16 protein-coding genes are annotated in these 15,908 nt (G+C 71.1%); 11 read left to right on the top strand and 5 right to left on the bottom strand.

Annotation, left to right across the window (positions count from 1 at the left end):
• Nucleotides 1–96 precede the first annotated feature (96 nt).
• The 7 genes from GWK15_RS23725 to GWK15_RS23695 all read left to right on the top strand — a co-directional run bounded on the left by GWK15_RS23725 (nucleotide 97) and on the right by GWK15_RS23695 (nucleotide 5,567).
• The gene (locus tag GWK15_RS23725; RefSeq protein ID WP_168043890.1) at nucleotides 97–708 is read left to right on the top strand and encodes a methylthioribulose 1-phosphate dehydratase; all 612 of its coding nucleotides are present in this window, start codon (nucleotides 97–99) and stop codon (nucleotides 706–708) included.
• Complete coding sequence (locus GWK15_RS23720) at nucleotides 705–1,244, top strand: 1,2-dihydroxy-3-keto-5-methylthiopentene dioxygenase (RefSeq protein ID WP_168043889.1); 540 nt, start codon at nucleotides 705–707, stop codon at nucleotides 1,242–1,244. The genes GWK15_RS23725 and GWK15_RS23720 overlap by 4 nt, the downstream gene beginning before the upstream one ends.
• A gap of 6 nt (nucleotides 1,245–1,250) precedes the next feature.
• Nucleotides 1,251–1,949: an acireductone synthase gene (gene mtnC, locus GWK15_RS23715; protein WP_168043888.1), complete on the top strand. Its 699-nt coding sequence runs from the start codon at nucleotides 1,251–1,253 to the stop codon at nucleotides 1,947–1,949.
• A gap of 2 nt (nucleotides 1,950–1,951) precedes the next feature.
• Nucleotides 1,952–2,521, top strand: coding sequence for a 2'-5' RNA ligase family protein (locus tag GWK15_RS23710; RefSeq protein ID WP_168043887.1), 570 nt, complete (start codon nucleotides 1,952–1,954; stop codon nucleotides 2,519–2,521).
• A 35-nt stretch (nucleotides 2,522–2,556) separates the two neighbouring features.
• On the top strand, nucleotides 2,557–3,600 hold the full coding sequence (corA, locus tag GWK15_RS23705) for a magnesium/cobalt transporter CorA (RefSeq protein ID WP_168043886.1): 1,044 nt from the start codon (nucleotides 2,557–2,559) through the stop codon (nucleotides 3,598–3,600).
• A gap of 19 nt (nucleotides 3,601–3,619) precedes the next feature.
• On the top strand, nucleotides 3,620–4,591 hold the full coding sequence (locus GWK15_RS23700) for an acetamidase/formamidase family protein (protein ID WP_168043885.1): 972 nt from the start codon (nucleotides 3,620–3,622) through the stop codon (nucleotides 4,589–4,591).
• 61 nt (nucleotides 4,592–4,652) lie between these two features.
• Complete coding sequence (locus GWK15_RS23695; protein ID WP_168043884.1) at nucleotides 4,653–5,567, top strand: class I SAM-dependent methyltransferase; 915 nt, start codon at nucleotides 4,653–4,655, stop codon at nucleotides 5,565–5,567.
• Here GWK15_RS23695 and GWK15_RS23690 read toward each other — a convergent pair whose 3' ends face one another.
• On the bottom strand, nucleotides 5,568–6,140 hold the full coding sequence (locus tag GWK15_RS23690; RefSeq protein ID WP_168043883.1) for a TetR/AcrR family transcriptional regulator: 573 nt from the start codon (nucleotides 6,138–6,140) through the stop codon (nucleotides 5,568–5,570).
• A 125-nt stretch (nucleotides 6,141–6,265) separates the two neighbouring features.
• Between GWK15_RS23690 and GWK15_RS23685 the strand changes: the two genes are divergently transcribed.
• Nucleotides 6,266–7,003: an oxygen-binding di-iron domain-containing protein gene (locus GWK15_RS23685; protein ID WP_168043882.1), complete on the top strand. Its 738-nt coding sequence runs from the start codon at nucleotides 6,266–6,268 to the stop codon at nucleotides 7,001–7,003.
• An 83-nt stretch (nucleotides 7,004–7,086) separates the two neighbouring features.
• Here GWK15_RS23685 and GWK15_RS23680 read toward each other — a convergent pair whose 3' ends face one another.
• A complete protein-coding gene (locus tag GWK15_RS23680; protein WP_168043881.1) occupies nucleotides 7,087–8,259 on the bottom strand; it encodes an acetyl-CoA C-acetyltransferase in 1,173 nt (390 codons plus the stop codon).
• Between the two features lie 93 nt (nucleotides 8,260–8,352).
• Nucleotides 8,353–9,597 (bottom strand): alpha/beta fold hydrolase, encoded by a 1,245-nt coding sequence (locus GWK15_RS23675; protein ID WP_168043880.1) that lies wholly within the window; start codon nucleotides 9,595–9,597, stop codon nucleotides 8,353–8,355.
• A gap of 313 nt (nucleotides 9,598–9,910) precedes the next feature.
• Here GWK15_RS23675 and phaR point away from each other — a divergent pair, with 313 nt between their 5' ends.
• The 3 genes from phaR (at nucleotide 9,911) to GWK15_RS23660 (ending at nucleotide 12,894) form a co-directional block, all read left to right on the top strand.
• Nucleotides 9,911–10,525 carry a polyhydroxyalkanoate synthesis repressor PhaR gene (phaR, locus tag GWK15_RS23670; protein ID WP_168043879.1) on the top strand — a complete coding sequence of 205 codons (615 nt, stop codon included), beginning with the start codon at nucleotides 9,911–9,913 and terminating at the stop codon, nucleotides 10,523–10,525.
• 97 nt (nucleotides 10,526–10,622) lie between these two features.
• Nucleotides 10,623–11,072 (top strand): helix-turn-helix domain-containing protein, encoded by a 450-nt coding sequence (locus GWK15_RS23665; RefSeq protein WP_168043878.1) that lies wholly within the window; start codon nucleotides 10,623–10,625, stop codon nucleotides 11,070–11,072.
• A 196-nt stretch (nucleotides 11,073–11,268) separates the two neighbouring features.
• Nucleotides 11,269–12,894 (top strand): ABC transporter substrate-binding protein, encoded by a 1,626-nt coding sequence (locus GWK15_RS23660; RefSeq protein ID WP_168043877.1) that lies wholly within the window; start codon nucleotides 11,269–11,271, stop codon nucleotides 12,892–12,894.
• Between the two features lie 60 nt (nucleotides 12,895–12,954).
• Here the strand turns inward: GWK15_RS23660 and GWK15_RS23655 are convergent, their stop codons facing one another.
• The gene (locus GWK15_RS23655; protein WP_168043876.1) at nucleotides 12,955–15,267 is read right to left on the bottom strand and encodes a DUF6600 domain-containing protein; all 2,313 of its coding nucleotides are present in this window, start codon (nucleotides 15,265–15,267) and stop codon (nucleotides 12,955–12,957) included.
• Between the two features lie 234 nt (nucleotides 15,268–15,501).
• Complete coding sequence (locus GWK15_RS23650) at nucleotides 15,502–15,900, bottom strand: rhodanese-like domain-containing protein (protein ID WP_168043875.1); 399 nt, start codon at nucleotides 15,898–15,900, stop codon at nucleotides 15,502–15,504.
• Between the last annotated feature and the right edge of the window lie 8 nt (nucleotides 15,901–15,908).

The following is a 15,908-nucleotide window of genomic DNA, read 5'->3' as shown; positions in this document are numbered from 1 at the left end:
CCCCCCCCCCCCCCCCCCCCCCCTCCCCGTCTGGGGGGGGCCCCCGCGCGGCGGCACGGGCGCCGCTGCCCTCGCCGTTCCTGGGGCCTTGCGCCGATGACCTTCGAGGACGCCGCCGCCGCCATCGCCGCCGCCGGGCGCCGGATGGACGCCATGGGCTGGGTACCCGCGACGGCGGGCAACATCTCGGTCCTGCTGGGTGCCGACCGGATCGCCATCACCCGCTCCGGCCGCCACAAGGGCATGCTCGGGCCTGCCGACGTCATGCTGGTGGACGGGCAGGGGGCCTCGCTCGAACCCGGCGCCAGGCCCTCCTACGAGACCCTGCTCCATTGCGGGATCTACCGTCGTTTCCCCGGCACCGGGGCGGTGCTGCACGGCCATTCCGTGGCCAACACGGTGCTCTCGCGCCGGGCAGGGGCGGAGGTCCGCCTGGCCGGCTACGAGTTGCTCAAGGCCTTTCCTGGCGGTCCCACGCACGACACCGAGGTCGCCGTCCCCGTCCTCGACAACGACCAGGACATCCCGCGCCTGCAGGCCGCGCTCGACGCGCTGTGGGACCGCGCGCCCGACGCGCCCCCCGGCTACATCATCCGCGGCCATGGCGTATATGTCTGGGGTGCCGACATGGCCGCGGCGACGACGCGGCTCGAGGCACTGGAATTCATGCTGCTCTGTCACCTGGAGGAAGGGAGGCACACGCGATGAGCCTGCTGACGATCCGCGACGCCGCGACCGGCGCCGAGACGCTCAAGACCGAGGACCCGGCGAAGATCGCCGAGGCGCTGCGCCCGATCGGCGTGCGCTTCGAGCGCTGGCCCGTCGCCGCCCTGCCCGCCGGCGCCGAGCCGGACGTGGTGCTCGCGGCCTATCGCCCGCACCTCGACGCCTTCCTCAAGGAAACGAAGGCCGGCACGGCCGACGTCATCCGGCTGACCGCCGACCATCCGCAGAAGGATGCGATCCGCGCGAAGTTCCTCTCGGAGCACATCCACACCGAGGACGAGGTCCGCTTCTTCCACGAGGGCGCAGGCAATTTCGTCATGCATGTGGACGGCAAGATCTACGACGCCCATTGCACGACGGGCGACCTGATCTCGGTGCCGGCCAACACCAGGCACTGGTTCGATGCCGGGGAGGTCCCGCACGTCACGGCGCTGCGCGTCTTCACCGACACCACGGGCTGGACGCCGCACTACACCGGCAGCGACATCGCCGCGCGCATCCCCGTCACGGTGGGCTGAGCGCGCATGGCCGTGCCCCCGACCTGCATCCTGACGGACATCGAGGGCACGACGAGCGCCATCGCCTTCGTGAAGGAGACGCTGTTCCCCTTCGCGGAGGCCGAGCTCGACGCCTTCCTCGACGCGCATGAGGAAGAGCCCGCCGTCGCCGCGGTGATGGCCGAGGTCGGCCACATCGCGCGCGAGCAGGATCCGCGCTCGACCCTGCGCATCTGGATGGCCGAGGACGCCAAGGTCACGCCGCTCAAGACCCTGCAGGGGCTGATCTGGCGGGCGGGCTACCTGGACGGGCGGCTCAAGGGGCATCTGTGGCCCGACGTCGCGCCCTGCCTGCGGGCCTGGTCGCGCGCGGGGCTGCGCCTCGCGGTCTATTCCTCCGGCTCTGTCGAGGCGCAGAAGCTGCTGTTCGGCCATTCCGTCGCCGGCGACCTCACCCCGCTCTTCGACGGTTTCTTCGACACCAGGGTCGGCGGCAAGCGGGATGCCGCCTCCTACGCCGCCATCGCCGCGGGCCTCCACCTGCCGGCCGGGGAGGTCCTGTTCCTCTCCGATGTCGCCGAGGAACTCGACGCCGCCGCGGCGGCCGGGATGCGGACCTGCCAGCTGGTGCGCCCGGCCGACGACACGCAGCCCTGCGGCCGCCACCCCGAGGCCGCCGACTTCCCCGGCGTCGCGCGCCTGTTCGGCCTGCCCGCGGCGGCCTGAGGGTGCCCTACGCGGTCGCGCTGCGCCTCGACGCCGCGGCCGCCGCGCCCATCGAGGCCATGTGGCGTGCCCTGGCCGCGGCCGGGCTGCACGATGACAGCCTGGCCCTCGGCTACCCGCCGCATCTCACGCTGAGCATCCATCCCGACGCCGCCGACGCGGCCCGCCTGCGTGAGGCGGTCGACGCCTGTGCCGCGCGATGGACGGCGATCGATGTCAGCCTTGCAGGCTTCGGCGTCTTCGCCGCGCCGGCGCCGGTGCTCTACCTCGCCCCGGTCGTGACCGAGGCATTGCTTCTGCGTCAACGCAGGCTGGCCGAGGCCCTCGCCGATCAGGCCTGCGACCCGCATTACCGGCCCGGCGCCTGGGTTCCGCACGTCACCCTCGCGAAGGGCGGGCCAACCGGCGATCCGGGTTGGCTGGGACGCGCCCTCGATACCCTTGGACCGCTGGCGCCGGCGCTGCGTCCGGCCCGGGCGGAATGCCTGGAACTCGTGCATTTCCGCCCGGTGACGGTCCTGCAAAGTCACCACCTGCCAAGTGGGTTGGCGCATGCCGCGGCAAGCGTCTAGAAGCCGCTGAACGCCCACAGCGGAGGTATCCCGTCATGCTGACGACCTGGACGGTCGAAGACGGCCGCTGTCGCGTGCGCGAAGGCGCGGTCTCCGACATCACCGCCGTGCTGCCCGCCGAGGCCCAGGCCGCCGCCGCTGCCGCCTGCGAGCCCGATGCCCTGCGCCGCGCGGTCTGGATCGACCTCCTGAACCCGACCCCGGCCGAGGAGAAGGCCGTGCAGTCGGCGCTGTCCCTCGAGGTCCCGACGCGCGAGGAGATGCAGGAGATCGAGAGCTCCTCGCGGCTCTATCGCGAGGGCGATGCGCTCTTCCTCACCGCGAACTTCCTCTATGGCGTGGACGCCGGGGAATACAGCTCGACGGCGATCACCTTCGTGCTGACCGGCACCTCGCTGGTGACCGTGCGCTACGCCACGCCCAAGGCCTTCAGCGTCTTCGGTGCGCGCGCGCAGCGCCAGCCGGGCATCATCCTGACCAGCCCGGACGGGGTGATGCTCCATTTGTTCGAGCAGATCGTCGATCGCCTGGCCGACGTGCTCGAACGCGTCGGCGCCGACATGGACCGCGCCTCCCAGCGCACCTTCCGCGCCGCGCGGGCCAACGTGAAGGCGAACCGCCGCGACGACCAGCTGAAGGACACGCTGATCACCCTCGGCCAGGTCGGCGATGTGACGACGCGCGCCTCGGAAACCCTGCTCGGCCTCAACCGCATCCTGACCTTCGTCGGCGCGGAAAAGGCGAATGCCGTGCGCAAGGAGAACCAGCCGCTCATCAAGACGCTGGTGCGCGACGTGCGCTCCCTCGTCGAGCACGCGAACGTCCTCAACAACAAGGCACAGTTCCTGCTTGATGCGGTGCTCGGCGTGATCAACGTGGAGCAGAACGCGATCATCAAGACCTTCACCGTGGCCTCGGTCGCGCTGATGCCGCCCACGCTGCTCGCCTCGATCTACGGCATGAACTTCGAGCACATGCCCGACCTGAAATGGGAATACGGCTATCCGGTCGCCATCCTGATGATGATCGTGAGCGCCATCCTCCCCGTCTGGTATTTCCGCCGCAAAGGCTGGCTCTAGACCCGCAAGGACCTTCCGCATGGCCGAACCGACCCGCGTCGCCGCATCGCTGACCAACTGCCGCTGGGGCGCCTTCGACGCCTCCTTCCCGCCCGTCGCCTCCATCGATCCGGGCGAGGTCGTGATCCTCGAATGCCTCTCGGGCGGGCCCGAGGTGATGCCGCCGCAGGAAAAGATGATGGCGGTGCATCCCGTGCTGCGGGAGATCCACCAGAAGCTGCCCCGCCTCGGCGCCCATGTGATCACCGGCCCGGTCGAGGTCCGCGGCGCCGAGCCCGGCGACGCGCTGCGCATCGACATCGAGAAGATCGAGCTCGGCGCCGACTGGGGCTTCTGCGGCTTCCGCCCGCTCTTCGGCACGCTGCCCGAGGACTTCCCCTACCGCCGCACGCTGCACATCCCGGTCGACAAGGCGGCGATGACCTGCCGCCTGCCCTTCGGTCCGAAGGAAGGCGGGATGGACCTGCCGCTCGCCCCCTTCTTCGGCGTGATGGGCGTCGCCCCGCCGCGCGACTGGGGCATGCTCAACACCAAGGAACCGCGCGCCATCGGCGGCAACCTCGACAACAAGGAACTGACCGAGGGCACCACGCTCTACCTGCCCGTGTTCAACGAGGGCGCGCTGTTCTCCGCCGGCGACGGCCACGGCGTGCAGGGCGACGGCGAGGTCTGCATCAACGCGCTGGAAATCTGCCTCACCGGGCATTTCCGGCTGTCCCTGGTGAAGGGCGGCGGATCGCGCGACCCCGTGCTGAAGTTCCCCCGCGCCGAGACCAAGACCCACTACATTACCATGGGCCTCAACGAGGACCTCGACCTCGCCATGAAGCAGGCGCTGCGCGAGATGATCGCCTTCATCTGCTCGCGCACGAACCTCTCCGACGCCGATGCGTACCAGTTCTGCTCCCTCGCGGTGGATTTCCGCGTCACCCAGACGGTGAACGGGGAGAAGGGAGTGCACGGGATGCTCAGGAAGGGGCTGCTGTTCTGACGGAAGCACCGGGAGGGGCGCCGCCCCCCCCGGACCCACCCTGCCAAAGGCCGAAAGGCCTTTGGAAACCGATACCTGGGTACCGATGGGCGGGGATGTGCTGAGAGAGGTGATCGGGCGGAGGTTCCGGCAGGTCCGGACCGAGGAGGCGAAGCACCTCTGGGGCTGCCCGGCCGGGGACTTCGTCACGGTCGCAAGGCCCGACGCGGATTGGTGGAAGCCCGGCGAACACGCCTATTTCGGCGAAGCCTACCGCACCATCGCCGCCCGCTTCCCCCGCGATCCCACAGATCCCGACCTCACCGAAGCCGAGGTCACGCAGCGCGAGGCCGACCTCGTCTGTCGCATCGCCACGGCGCATTTCGGCGCGCGCGCACCCCGCATCCTCGACATCGCCTGCGGCACCGGGCGCCACGCCCTGGAGCTCACGCGCCGCGGCTTCGACATCGTCGCGATGGACCTGCAGGAAGGCTGCCTGCGCATCGCCCGCACGCAGGCCCCGATGGCCTGCGCCGCGGCGGACATGCGCCACCTGCCGCTCGCCGACGGCTCCGTCGACCTCGTGCTGAACATGTGGAACTCCTTCGGCTACTTCCTCGACGAGGCCGAGGAAGCCCAGGTGCTGCGCGAATTCCGCCGCGTGCTGCGCCCCGGCGGCCTGGCCCTGTTGCACGGCGATCTCGACGCGCAGGCCGCCCTCGGCGGCCATTGGGTCGAGCACATGAAGGTGCCGCTGGGCGAGGGCGCGATCTTCCTCGCGCGCCAGGTGCATGTCGCGGCGCTCGGCGGCCTCGCCTGTCTCTCCTGGGTCGTCTTCCCCGGCGAGGAACCCTTCCAGAGCCCCGCCTTCTTCATGCGCGCCCGCGATGACGCGACCTGGCTCCGCCAGGGCCGCGCCGCGGGCTTCGGCGCCGTGCGCGTCGAACGCCTGCCGGGCGCGGTGCGCTCGGAATGGGTGGTCCGGCTGCTCGCCTGATCAGGGCTGGGCGAGGATCGCCCGGACCATCGCCGCGACGGCTTCCTCCTGCGACAGCCCGGCATCCCGCGTCAGGTTGCGCCAGGCGAAGAAGCCCATCGCCACGGGCAGCATCGCCTGCTGGCCGGACGTCAGACCCTGCGCCAACGCCTCCCGCGCGGCCTGCATCCACGGCCCCATGCGGAGTTCCACCGTCTCCCGCGTCAGGGCGTGGTGTTCCGCGTCCCGCAGCACGCAGCCGGCAAGGTCGGCATTGCGCCGGTACCAGCCATGGATCGCGCCGAGGCCCGCCCGCAGCCTGACCTCCGGCGTCGCGTCCGCGCGCCAGGCGCCGGGGTCGGGCAGCGGGTCGCGTTCGAGCGTGAGGGCGGAACAGGCAAGCTGCAGCGCCCGTTCGTCGGGGAAATGCGCATAGAGCGTGTGGCGCTGCACGCCCGCCCGCTCGGCGACCATGCTGAAGGTCGTCTGCGCCGGTCCGACGCTGCCATGCAGGTCGACCGCGGCCTCGACGATCCGCAGGCGGGTTTCCGCCTGCCGGTCGGCGCGGCGACGTAGGGTGTATGTGCGCGGCATCACAATTCCATTGCACGACAGTGTGTATTCAATTGACTCGGCGCGTCAATTGAATGCACAAATACGTATCTCGAAATTGACCGATGGTCCATCGGGGACCCGGCGGATCGAGGGAGGCGAGGACCATGGACGCGCGCATCGACGAGATCGCCGACGGCATCTTCAGGCTCTCCGTCCGGGTGGACGCGATCGCGCCGCCCGCGGGGTTCACCTTCAACCACTTCCTCGTGCTGGGGGATAACCCGCTGCTGTTCCACACCGGCCTGCGCGGAATGTTTCCGATCCTGCGCGAGGCGGTCGGCCGCCTCATCCCGCCGGAGCGCCTGCGCTGGATTTCCTTCGGCCACTACGAGGCCGACGAGTGCGGGGCGATGAACGAGTGGCTCGCCGTCGCGCCGCGGGCCGAGGTGGCGCATGGCCAGACCGGCTGCATGGTGTCGCTGAACGACATGGCCGATCGCGCGCCGCGCATCCTCCAGGACGGGGAGGTGATCGACCTCGGGAAGGGCAGGCGGCTGCGCTACATCGACACGCCGCACATCCCGCACGGATGGGATGCCGGCGTGCTGTACGAGGAGGCCTCGGGCACGCTGCTGTGCGGGGATCTCTTCACGCAGCTCGGCGACGGGCCGGCGCTGACGCGCTCCGACATCGTCGGCCCGGCGATCGCGGCCGAGGACCTGTTCCGCTTCTCGAGCCTCAATCCCGGGATGGGCCGGACGATCCGCGGCCTCGCCGGCATCGCGCCGCGTACCCTGGCGCTGATGCACGGCCCGTCATTCGAAGGCGACTGCGCCGCGGCCCTACAGGCGCTGGCCAACGACTACGACGCCCGCGTGTCGTCCATGCTCGCCGCCGCCTGACCAGCGCCCCGTGACGGTTTCCAAAGGCCTTTCGGCCTTTGGCGGGAAGGTCCGGAGGGGCGGCGCCCCTCCGGTTCCAGGCTTCAGCGTTCGACGCACATGGCGACACCCATGCCGCCGCCGATGCACAGCGTCGCCAGGCCCTTCTTCGCGTTGCGGCGCTGCATCTCGAACAGCAGGGTGTTCAGCACGCGCGCGCCCGAGGCGCCGATCGGGTGGCCGAGCGCGATGGCGCCGCCGTTCACGTTGACCTTCGACGTATCCCAGCCGAGGTCCTTGTTCACCGCGAGCGCCTGCGCCGCGAAGGCCTCGTTCGCCTCGATCAGGTCGAGGTCGTCGATCTTCCAGCCCGCCTTGGCCAGCGCCTTGCGCGAGGCCGGGATCGGGCCGGTGCCCATGATGGACGGATCGACGCCGGCGGTGGCCCAGGAGACGATGCGCGCGAGCGGCGTGATGCCGCGCTTCGCGGCCTCGGCCGCCGTCATCACCACGACCGCCGCGGCGCCGTCGTTGATGCCCGAGGCGTTGCCGGCGGTGACCGTGCCGTCCTTGGCGAAGGCGGCGCGCAGCTTGGCGAGGATCTCGAGCGTCGTCTCCGGCTTCGGGTATTCGTCGGAGGAGACCACGACGTCGCCCTTGCGGCCCTTGACGGTGACGGGGGCGATCTCGTCGGCGAAGCGGCCGGCCTTCATCGCCTCGCCGGCCTTGCGCTGGGAGTTGAAGGCGAACTCGTCCTGCTCGGCGCGGGTGATCTGGAACTTCTGGGCGACGTTCTCGGCCGTGTTGCCCATGTGGTAGCCGTGGAAGGCGTCCATCAGCCCGTCGCGCAGCATGGTGTCGACCAGCGCGAGGTCGCCCATCTTCTGCCCGGCGCGCAGCTGCTGGGCGTGCGGCGCCTGGGTCATGCTCTCCTGGCCGCCGGCAACCACGATGCGGGCGTCGCCGGTGGCGATCTGCTGGGCGGCGAGGGCGACCGCGCGCAGGCCCGAGCCGCAGAGCTGGTTGATGCCGAAGGCGGTGTGCTCGACCGGGATGCCGGCGTTCACGCTGGCCTGGCGGGCCGGGTTCTGGCCGGCGCCGGCGGCGAGGATCTGGCCGAGGATCACCTCGTCCACCTCGGCGCCTTCGACCTTGGCGCGTTCCAGCGCGGCCTTGATGGCGACGGTGCCGAGCGCATGGGCGGGCAGCGAGGCGAAGGCCCCGTTGAAGGCGCCGACCGGCGTGCGGGCGGCGGAGGCGATGACGATTTCAGTCATGACTGGCTTTTCTCCCTTCGGGGGCATTGCGGTGCAGCATGCGCTCGGGGCGGGCGTGGAACAAGCATGGGCTGCGCGGGGCGGGGCTGCGCTTCAGGCCGGTGTGGCAACGGTGTCGAGCCACGCGCGGAAGGGTTGCCACAGCGCGGTCTCGGCGCCGCCGCCGGCGACCATGCTGATGTGCCCCGCCGGTGCGAGGTGGGTCTTGACGTCGCGCAAGCGCAGCGCGGCGGCGAGCGCGGATTCCGGCGGGACGATGCGGTCGCGGTGGGGGATGCCGGCGAAGGCGGGGCCGTCCCAGCCGGCGGGGTCCACCACCTGGCCCGCGACGTGCCAGGCGAGCCGCCCCGGCTCGTTGCGTCCGTACCAGCCGGCGAGGCATTGCCGCGCGACGGGGGCGGGGAGCGGAATGCCGTCGTTCAGCCAGTCCTCGAGCGCGACGAAGAGCTCGGCGCGTTCCGATCGCGGGTCGAGCCGCGCGAAGGCGCGGAACTTCTGCGCGATGCCGAAGGGATCGAGCAGCGCGAAGAGCGACTGGATGGCATCGACCGGCAGCGCCTCGGTCGGCGCCATCATGGTCTCGAGCCCCGGCAGCAGCGCGGCGGCGGTGCGCGCGCGGCGCGGCCCGTCGGGGCCTGCGTGGAAGTCCCAGGGCGTGGCGAGCAGCGCGAGCGCGCGCACCCGGTCCGGCCGGCGCAGCGCCGCGGCGAGGGCGAGCAGCCCGCCCATGCAGTAGCCCGCGAGCACCACCGGCCCGGGTGCTGCCATCAGTGCGCGTTCGAGGCGTCCAGCGACGTAGTCGGTCAGGGTGAAGGTGCGCTCCGCTTCGCCCGGCCAGCCCCAGTCGAGCAGCAGGGTGCGGAAGCCCTGGCCGGGCAGCCAGCGCATCAGCGACCGCCGCGGCGTCAGGTCGAGCACATAGGCGCGGTTCACCAGGGATGGGACGAAGAGCACCGTGGGACCATCGCCGCCGAAGTCGAGCAGCCGGGATCCGCCCTCGGTCCAGATCGCCGGCGGGTCGGCCATATGGCGCTGCCAGGGATGGCGGCGATAGGCGGCAAGCCCGCCGATCATGGCGCGGTCGGCCCGCGCCAGCCGGTTCAGGACGGCGGTGCCGAAGGCCTCATGAGCGTGGCCGGCGGCGGCGAGGGCGGCCAGGATCCGGTCGCGTTCCGCCTGGCCCGCCTTCGAGATCGGCCAGGCGGCGCTCGAGTTCCGCCAGGCGTTCAGCCATGGCGTCCCGGGCAGGCTGCTCGTTGCGGCCAGCGCCCGCATGCCCGCCAGCCCCAGATGGAGCGGCAGCGGGCGCGGGCCGCGGCGGCGGAGCGGGGCCGTCATGCCCGCCACCGGGGTAGCGTGGCGCCATGGCGGTGGCCGCGCGCATCCATGCCGCGCCGAGCGCTGCCCAGGCGGCCCATTGCTCGGCCAGTTCGGGATCGGCCGCCAATCCGGCGATCTCGCTCTGCCACAGCGCGATCCAGTCCTCCGCGAGGCTGTCGAGATCCTCAGGCCGTTCCATCGGGGCTCCTCGCCGGGCCGGACCATACATTGCGCGGGGCGGCGACGGAACGTGCGGATTGCGCCTTTCGCTGCACCGCAAGGAGCGTGCTAGGCTGTCGCATTGAGGGACGGTTCGGAGAACGGAGAACCCATGGCGGGCAGCACGGCGACGACCGGTGGGCAGGCGGGCGAGGCGACGACCCCGCCGGTGGTGGTGAAGAAGTACGCGAACCGGCGCCTCTACAACACCGAGGCATCCTCCTACGTCACCCTGGACGATCTCGCGAAGATGGTCCGCGACGGCAGGGATTTCGTGGTCTACGACGCGAAGACCGGGGACGACATCACGCGCTCCGTGCTCACGCAGATCATTGTCGAGGAAGAGAGCAAGGTCGGGCAGAACCTGCTGCCCACGGCCTTCCTGCGGCAGCTGATCGGCTATTACGGCGACAACCTGCAGGGGCTGGTGCCGCGCTACCTCGAATTCGCCATGTCCTCCTTCGGCCGGCAGCAGGACCAGATGCGCCGCACGATGGAGCAGACCATGGGCGGCTTCATGCCCTTCCCGCCGAATTTCGGGAACCTCGAGGAACTCGGGAAGCAGAACATGGCGATGATGGAGCGCGCCATGAGCCTGTTCGCTCCCTTCGGCCGCCGGGAGGACGGGGCGCCCGCGCCGGCCGGGGAGGTCGAGGCGATGCGGGCCGAGATCGAGGCGCTGCGCCTGGAACTTGCGAAGTTGCGCGGCGCGCGGTCGAAGGATTAGGCTTGTTGCATGTGAGATCACGTGACCGTGATGCTCGCATAAGTAGAAATTCCAGTTTCCTGCTGCATGGCTGCGGTGTAGCCTCGAAGGCGGTGTCATGAACCTGCCCATTTCATCCCAGACGCCCGCGGCCGACGCGGCGCACGACGATGACAGCTCCACCCAGCGCGCGAGCCTGGTGGATCATCACGTCGGCGCGCGGATCCGTGAGCGGAGGACGACGCTCGGGCTGTCCCAACAGCAGCTCGCGCGCATGATCGGTGTGACCTACCAGCAGGCGCACAAATACGAACGCGGGCTGAACCGGATCTCGGCCGGCCGGCTGTTCGAGATCGCGACCGTGCTGGACGTGCCGATTTCCTATTTCTTCGAGGGACTTGGGCCGGGATCGGAGGCGCAGCCCGTCTCCCCGCGGCAGCGCATGTTCCTCGAACTCGCGCGGAACTTCGCGCTGATCGACAACGACAAGCACCAGGAGGCGCTGAGCCAGATGGCCCGCGCCCTGGCCGCCCAGTCCCAGGCCGCGCAGCGCGACCGCGACGACTGAACCAGGGCGGACAGCGCCCGGCGTGACAGGCCGTCCGGCAATGCCGGGCGGCTTTTTTGTTGCCGCACATCTGCCTTTTAGGCGGGCAGATCGCAGATTTTTCGCCTAATCTGACGCCTTTGTCGGCCTGGCTGCGCACGGACTGGGCAGGAGCGCCTATGGTGCCCTGCAGCAACCCGATGCAGCGGAGACATTGATGCATCCGACCTTCAGCCGCCGGCGCCTCCTGGGCGGTGGCGCGGCCCTCGGCATGGCCGCGGCGCTGCCCTACGACCTCGCGCAGGCGCAGGCGCCCGCGGGCAACCTCCGCGTCGGCATGACGGCCTCCGCCGTGCCGCTGTCCAACGGCATGCCCGACCAGGGCGCCGAGGGGCACCGCTTCATGGGCATCACCATCTACGACCAGCTGGTCCAGTGGGACCTGTCGATGAGCGACCGTCCGGCGCCGCTGCGCCCGGGCCTCGCCACCGCCTGGCGGGTCGATCCGGCCAATCCGAAGCGCTGGATCTTCACCCTTCGCGAGGGCGTGAAGTTCCATGACGGAAAAGTGATGACGGCCGAGGACATCGTCTTTTCCTACAACCGCGCCTTCAAGAACGACGCCCCCGAATTCGACCCGCGCGGATCCGCCCAGGTGCGCGGGCGCATGCCGACGCTCGTGAACTGGTACGCCGAGGGCGAGAACACCTTCATCGTCGAGACCCGCACGGTCGACAGCCTGGTTCCCTATGGCGCGACCTGGGTCGGCATCACCCATCGCGGTGCCTGGGAAGCCGCCGGGCGCGACAACGACAGGTTCCTGACCCAGGCGATCGGCACCGGGCCCTTCAAGCTCGAGACCTTCAGCATCCGCGAGCGCGCCGTCCTCGCCCGCAATCCCGACTATTGGGAGGCGCGGCGCATCCCGAAGGTCGCGCGCGTCACGCTGCTGCCGCTGCCCGAGGCGAACACCCGCGTCGCCGCGCTGCGGTCCAACCAGGTCGACTTCGTCGAGGCGCCGCCGCCCGATGCCATCCCGTCGCTGCGCCAGGCCGGGTTCAACATCGTCACCAACCAGTACGGCCACAACTGGACCTGGCACCTCAACCTCAAGGAAGGCTCGCCCTGGCGGGACGTGCGGGTGCGCCGCGCGGCGAACCTCGCGATCGACCGCACCGGCATGAAGGAGATGCTGGCGGGCACCATGCTCGAGGGCGGTGGCCTCGTGCCCGTCGGCGGGCCGTGGAACCCGGTGCGCAGCCCGCGCCTGACCTACGACCAGGCCGGCGCGCGGCGCCTGCTGGCCGAGGCCGGCATCACCCCGCGCACACCGCTGCGCACCAAGGTCGCCATCTCCTCCTCCGGTTCGGGGCAGATGCAGGTGCTGGCGATGAACGAGGCGCTGCAGCAGATGCTGAAGGAGGTCGGCATCGAGGTGACCTTCGAGGTGTTCGACTGGAACTCGCTGCTCGGCACCTGGCGGGAAGGCGCGGGCGCGCCGTCGTCGCGCGGCTGCGATGCGATCAACGTATCCTACACCGCGCTCGATCCCTTCACGGCGCTGGTGCGGCTGTTGAAGTCGGACCTGACGCCGCCGGCGGCGAACAACTGGGGCTACCTGAACGATCCGGCCTATGACGCGATCATCAACCAGGTCTACGAGACCTTCGACCAGACCGCGCAGGACGCCCTGCTGAAGCAGCTGCACGACAAGGTGGTGGACGACGCGCTGTTCCTGTTCGTCGCGCACGACATGAATCCGCGCGCGATGCACCAGCGGGTGAAAGGCTTCGTGCAGGCGCAGTCCTGGTTCCAGGACCTGACGCCGATCTCGATGGGCTGATCGGCACCGCCATGCCGGGGCGGCCCCTGCGGGCCGCTCCGACAGGCGGGCCTCTGCAGATCAATCCTCGCGCCGCTGGTTCCGCCGCTGGTCGGCCTGGCGTTGCTGTTGTTCGGCGGCACGTCGCTGCTGTTGCTCCGCGGCCTGGCGCTGCTGCTGTTCCGCGGCGCGGCGCTGCTGTTCGATCGCCTGGCGCTGTTGCTGTTCCACCGCGCGGCGCTGCTGGTCTTCCGACGCGCGGCGTTGTTGCTCGATGGCCTGACGTTGCTGCTGTTCGGCGGCGCGGCGCTGCTGGTCCTCCGATGCGCGGCGTTGTTGCTCGATGGCCTGACGTTGCTGCTGTTCGGCGGCGCGGCGTTGCTGGTCCTCAGATGCGCGGCGTTGTTGCTCGACGGCCTGGCGTTGCTGTTGTTCGGCGGCGCGACGCTGCTGGTCTTCCGACGCGCGGCGTTGTTGCTCGAGGGCCTGACGTTGCTGCTGTTCGGCGGCGCGGCGTTGCTGGTCCTCCGATGCACGGCGTTGTTGCTCGATGCCCTGACGCTGCTGTTGCTCGGCGGCCCGACGCTGCTGGTCCGCGCCTTCAGGGCGGGCGCCTTGGCGTTCGTCGCTCGGGCGGGGCGGCGGGGCCGGCGCGCGTTGCTGCTCCTGCACGACGCGGCCCGGCCGGTCGGCAGCGCGGCGCTGCTGATCCTCCATCAGTCGGCGTTGCTGCTCGACGGCCTGGCGTTGTGCCTCGTCCATGGGTGGGCGCGGGCCGCCCGGTGCGGGTGCGGCCCCCGCACGCGGCGGTGTTGCGTCGCGCGGCGGCGCCGGGACGTCCGCGCGGCCGGCCGGCCTTCCGGCGGGCGGCGCATCCGGGCGGCGGTCGGCCGAGGGGCGAGGCTCGGGCCGTCCGCGCATCCCCTCGGGCAGGCGTTCCCGCAGCGCCGCGTGGGGCTCGGCGGGCGGGCCCTGGCGCACAGGGCCGCGACGCAGCGCGTCCGGCGCGATGCCGAGCCGCTCGGCGGCGGTCGGCGTCATCCCCGGCGTTCCCGGACCGGGGCGCGGGGCGCCTTCCTGCAAGGCGCCGATGCGACGCCAATCCTCCTGCCGGACGCGCGCCATCTCCTGGCGCACGGGGCGGGAGCGCTGCATCGCCTCGGCCGGGACGAGGGTCGCGTAGCGCCGGTTGCGGAACTGGTCGATCGTCTCGCCGCGGCGCCCGTCGCGGTCCTGCATCCAGGCATTCGTCACCTGGCGAACGTCGGGGACGTAGCGGCCGTTCATTCGCTCCACGTAGCGGGGCGAGGCGCGATACCAGGGGTAATAGGCCTCGCGCGGGGCGAGCGGCACCCAGGCGACCGGCGCGTAGCCGGGACTGCGGTATCCGCCGCCGAAGAAGCGCACATTTGCGGGCGCCCAGACCGGGCGCGGCATCGACGCGCCGACGGCGACCACGACGACCGGCGCCCAGGCCCAGCGCGGGCCGACCTGGACCCAGCGGCCATAATGCGACGGCGCATAACCCCAAGGCTGCGCGTCGATCCAGGTCCAGCCCCAGGGCTCGACCCATTCCCAGTAGCCGTCGCGATAGGGCGCCCAGGTGGCGCCGACATTGGGATACCAGACCTGGCCGTATTCGGGGCTCGGCGCCCAGGTGCCATAGGCGGCGAGCTCGCCGATGCCCGTCATGCCGGCGGCAGCCGCCGGAACGGCGTAGCGGGGCTGCGGCAGCACGCCATCGGCCCAGGCCACCAGGGGCGAGCCCGGGCCGGCATGCTCGATGCGCGGGGGCGCGCCCTCGGCCAAGATGGCGGCCTGGCCCGAGGTCAGCCGCATCTCGCCGCCGCTGGTGGCGAGCAGGGCCTCGCCTTCCAGCACGGCGACGCGGGAGGGGCCGTTCTCCGGAACCTCGAAGAGGTAGCGGCCCTGGACCGGCATGGTGACGCCGGCCTGGGGGGTCACGATCTGCGCAGCCTCGCCTGGGGCGAGGCCCGACAAGGTCACGTAGGCGGCGCCGCGCGCCAACGTCGCCGCCAGCGCCGTGTCGTCGAGTGCCGCCATCTGCAGGTCTGAACCGCCCTCGAGCGCGATGCGGCTCTGGCCGACTTCCAGCAGCGCACGGCCGCCGGGAGCGGCATAGATGGCGTTGCCTTCTGTGATGGGCAGGTTCCGCGCGGCCGGGCGCCACTGCTCCTCGCCTGGCAGGCGGTAGGAAACCTGGCCGGTCAGGCGGGCGATGCGCCCGACGCGCCCCGGCGGGTCCATGGGCTCGGCGGCGGTGGCGTCGACGCCGGCGATCGGCGGTTGCATCGGCTGCGCCGGCAGCGGCGCCGGCAGCAGCATGGCGAGCGGGAGCGCGAGGATGGCCGCGCGTGTGCCCGGGCTGCGCATGGCATGCTTCTCCTTGGGCGCAATCGGCGCCGTGGGAGATCAACGCGCACCAAGCCGGAAAGTTGAGGGCGGCATTCGGGCAATGCGGGGGCGGTGCGCGCTGGGGGGGCGCCGCCCCTCCAAACCACCGGGGCAAAGGCCGAAAGGCCTTTGCAAACCGTCACCTGGCATTGGATTCCAAAGGCCTTTCGGCCTTTGGTGGGGAGGGTCCGGGAGGGGCAAGGCCCCTCCTGGTCAGCCCTTCTTCGGTTCGGGAACTTCCACCGCCCCGCCGCCATTCTTCCAGGCCGTAAAGCCGCCGCCGACATGGGCGACCTCCTCGAGCCCCATCTCCTGCGCCGTCCGCGCCGCGAGCGCGGAGCGCCAGCCGCTCGCGCAGTAGAAGAGGAAGCGCTTGGGTTCCTGGAACACCGGCTTGGCGTAAGGGCTCTCCGGGTCGATCCAGAATTCCAGCATGCCGCGCGGGCAGGAGAAGGATCCCGGGATGCGGCCCTCGCGCTGGATCTCGCGCGGGTCGCGCAGGTCCACGAAGACCACGCCGTCATCGCCGTGCAGGTGCCGCGCCTGGTCGACGGGCACCGTCTCGATCACCGCGTTCGCTTCCTCGAGCAGCGCCTTGTAGCCCTTCTTCATCCTCGCCT

Origin of the sequence: Neoroseomonas oryzicola, assembly GCF_012163135.1 — a bacterium.
Classification (GTDB): Bacteria; Pseudomonadota; Alphaproteobacteria; order Acetobacterales; family Acetobacteraceae; genus Neoroseomonas; species Neoroseomonas oryzicola.
The sequence above is the reverse complement of the archived record's forward strand: the minus strand, read 5'-3'. Positions and strand labels throughout refer to the sequence as shown.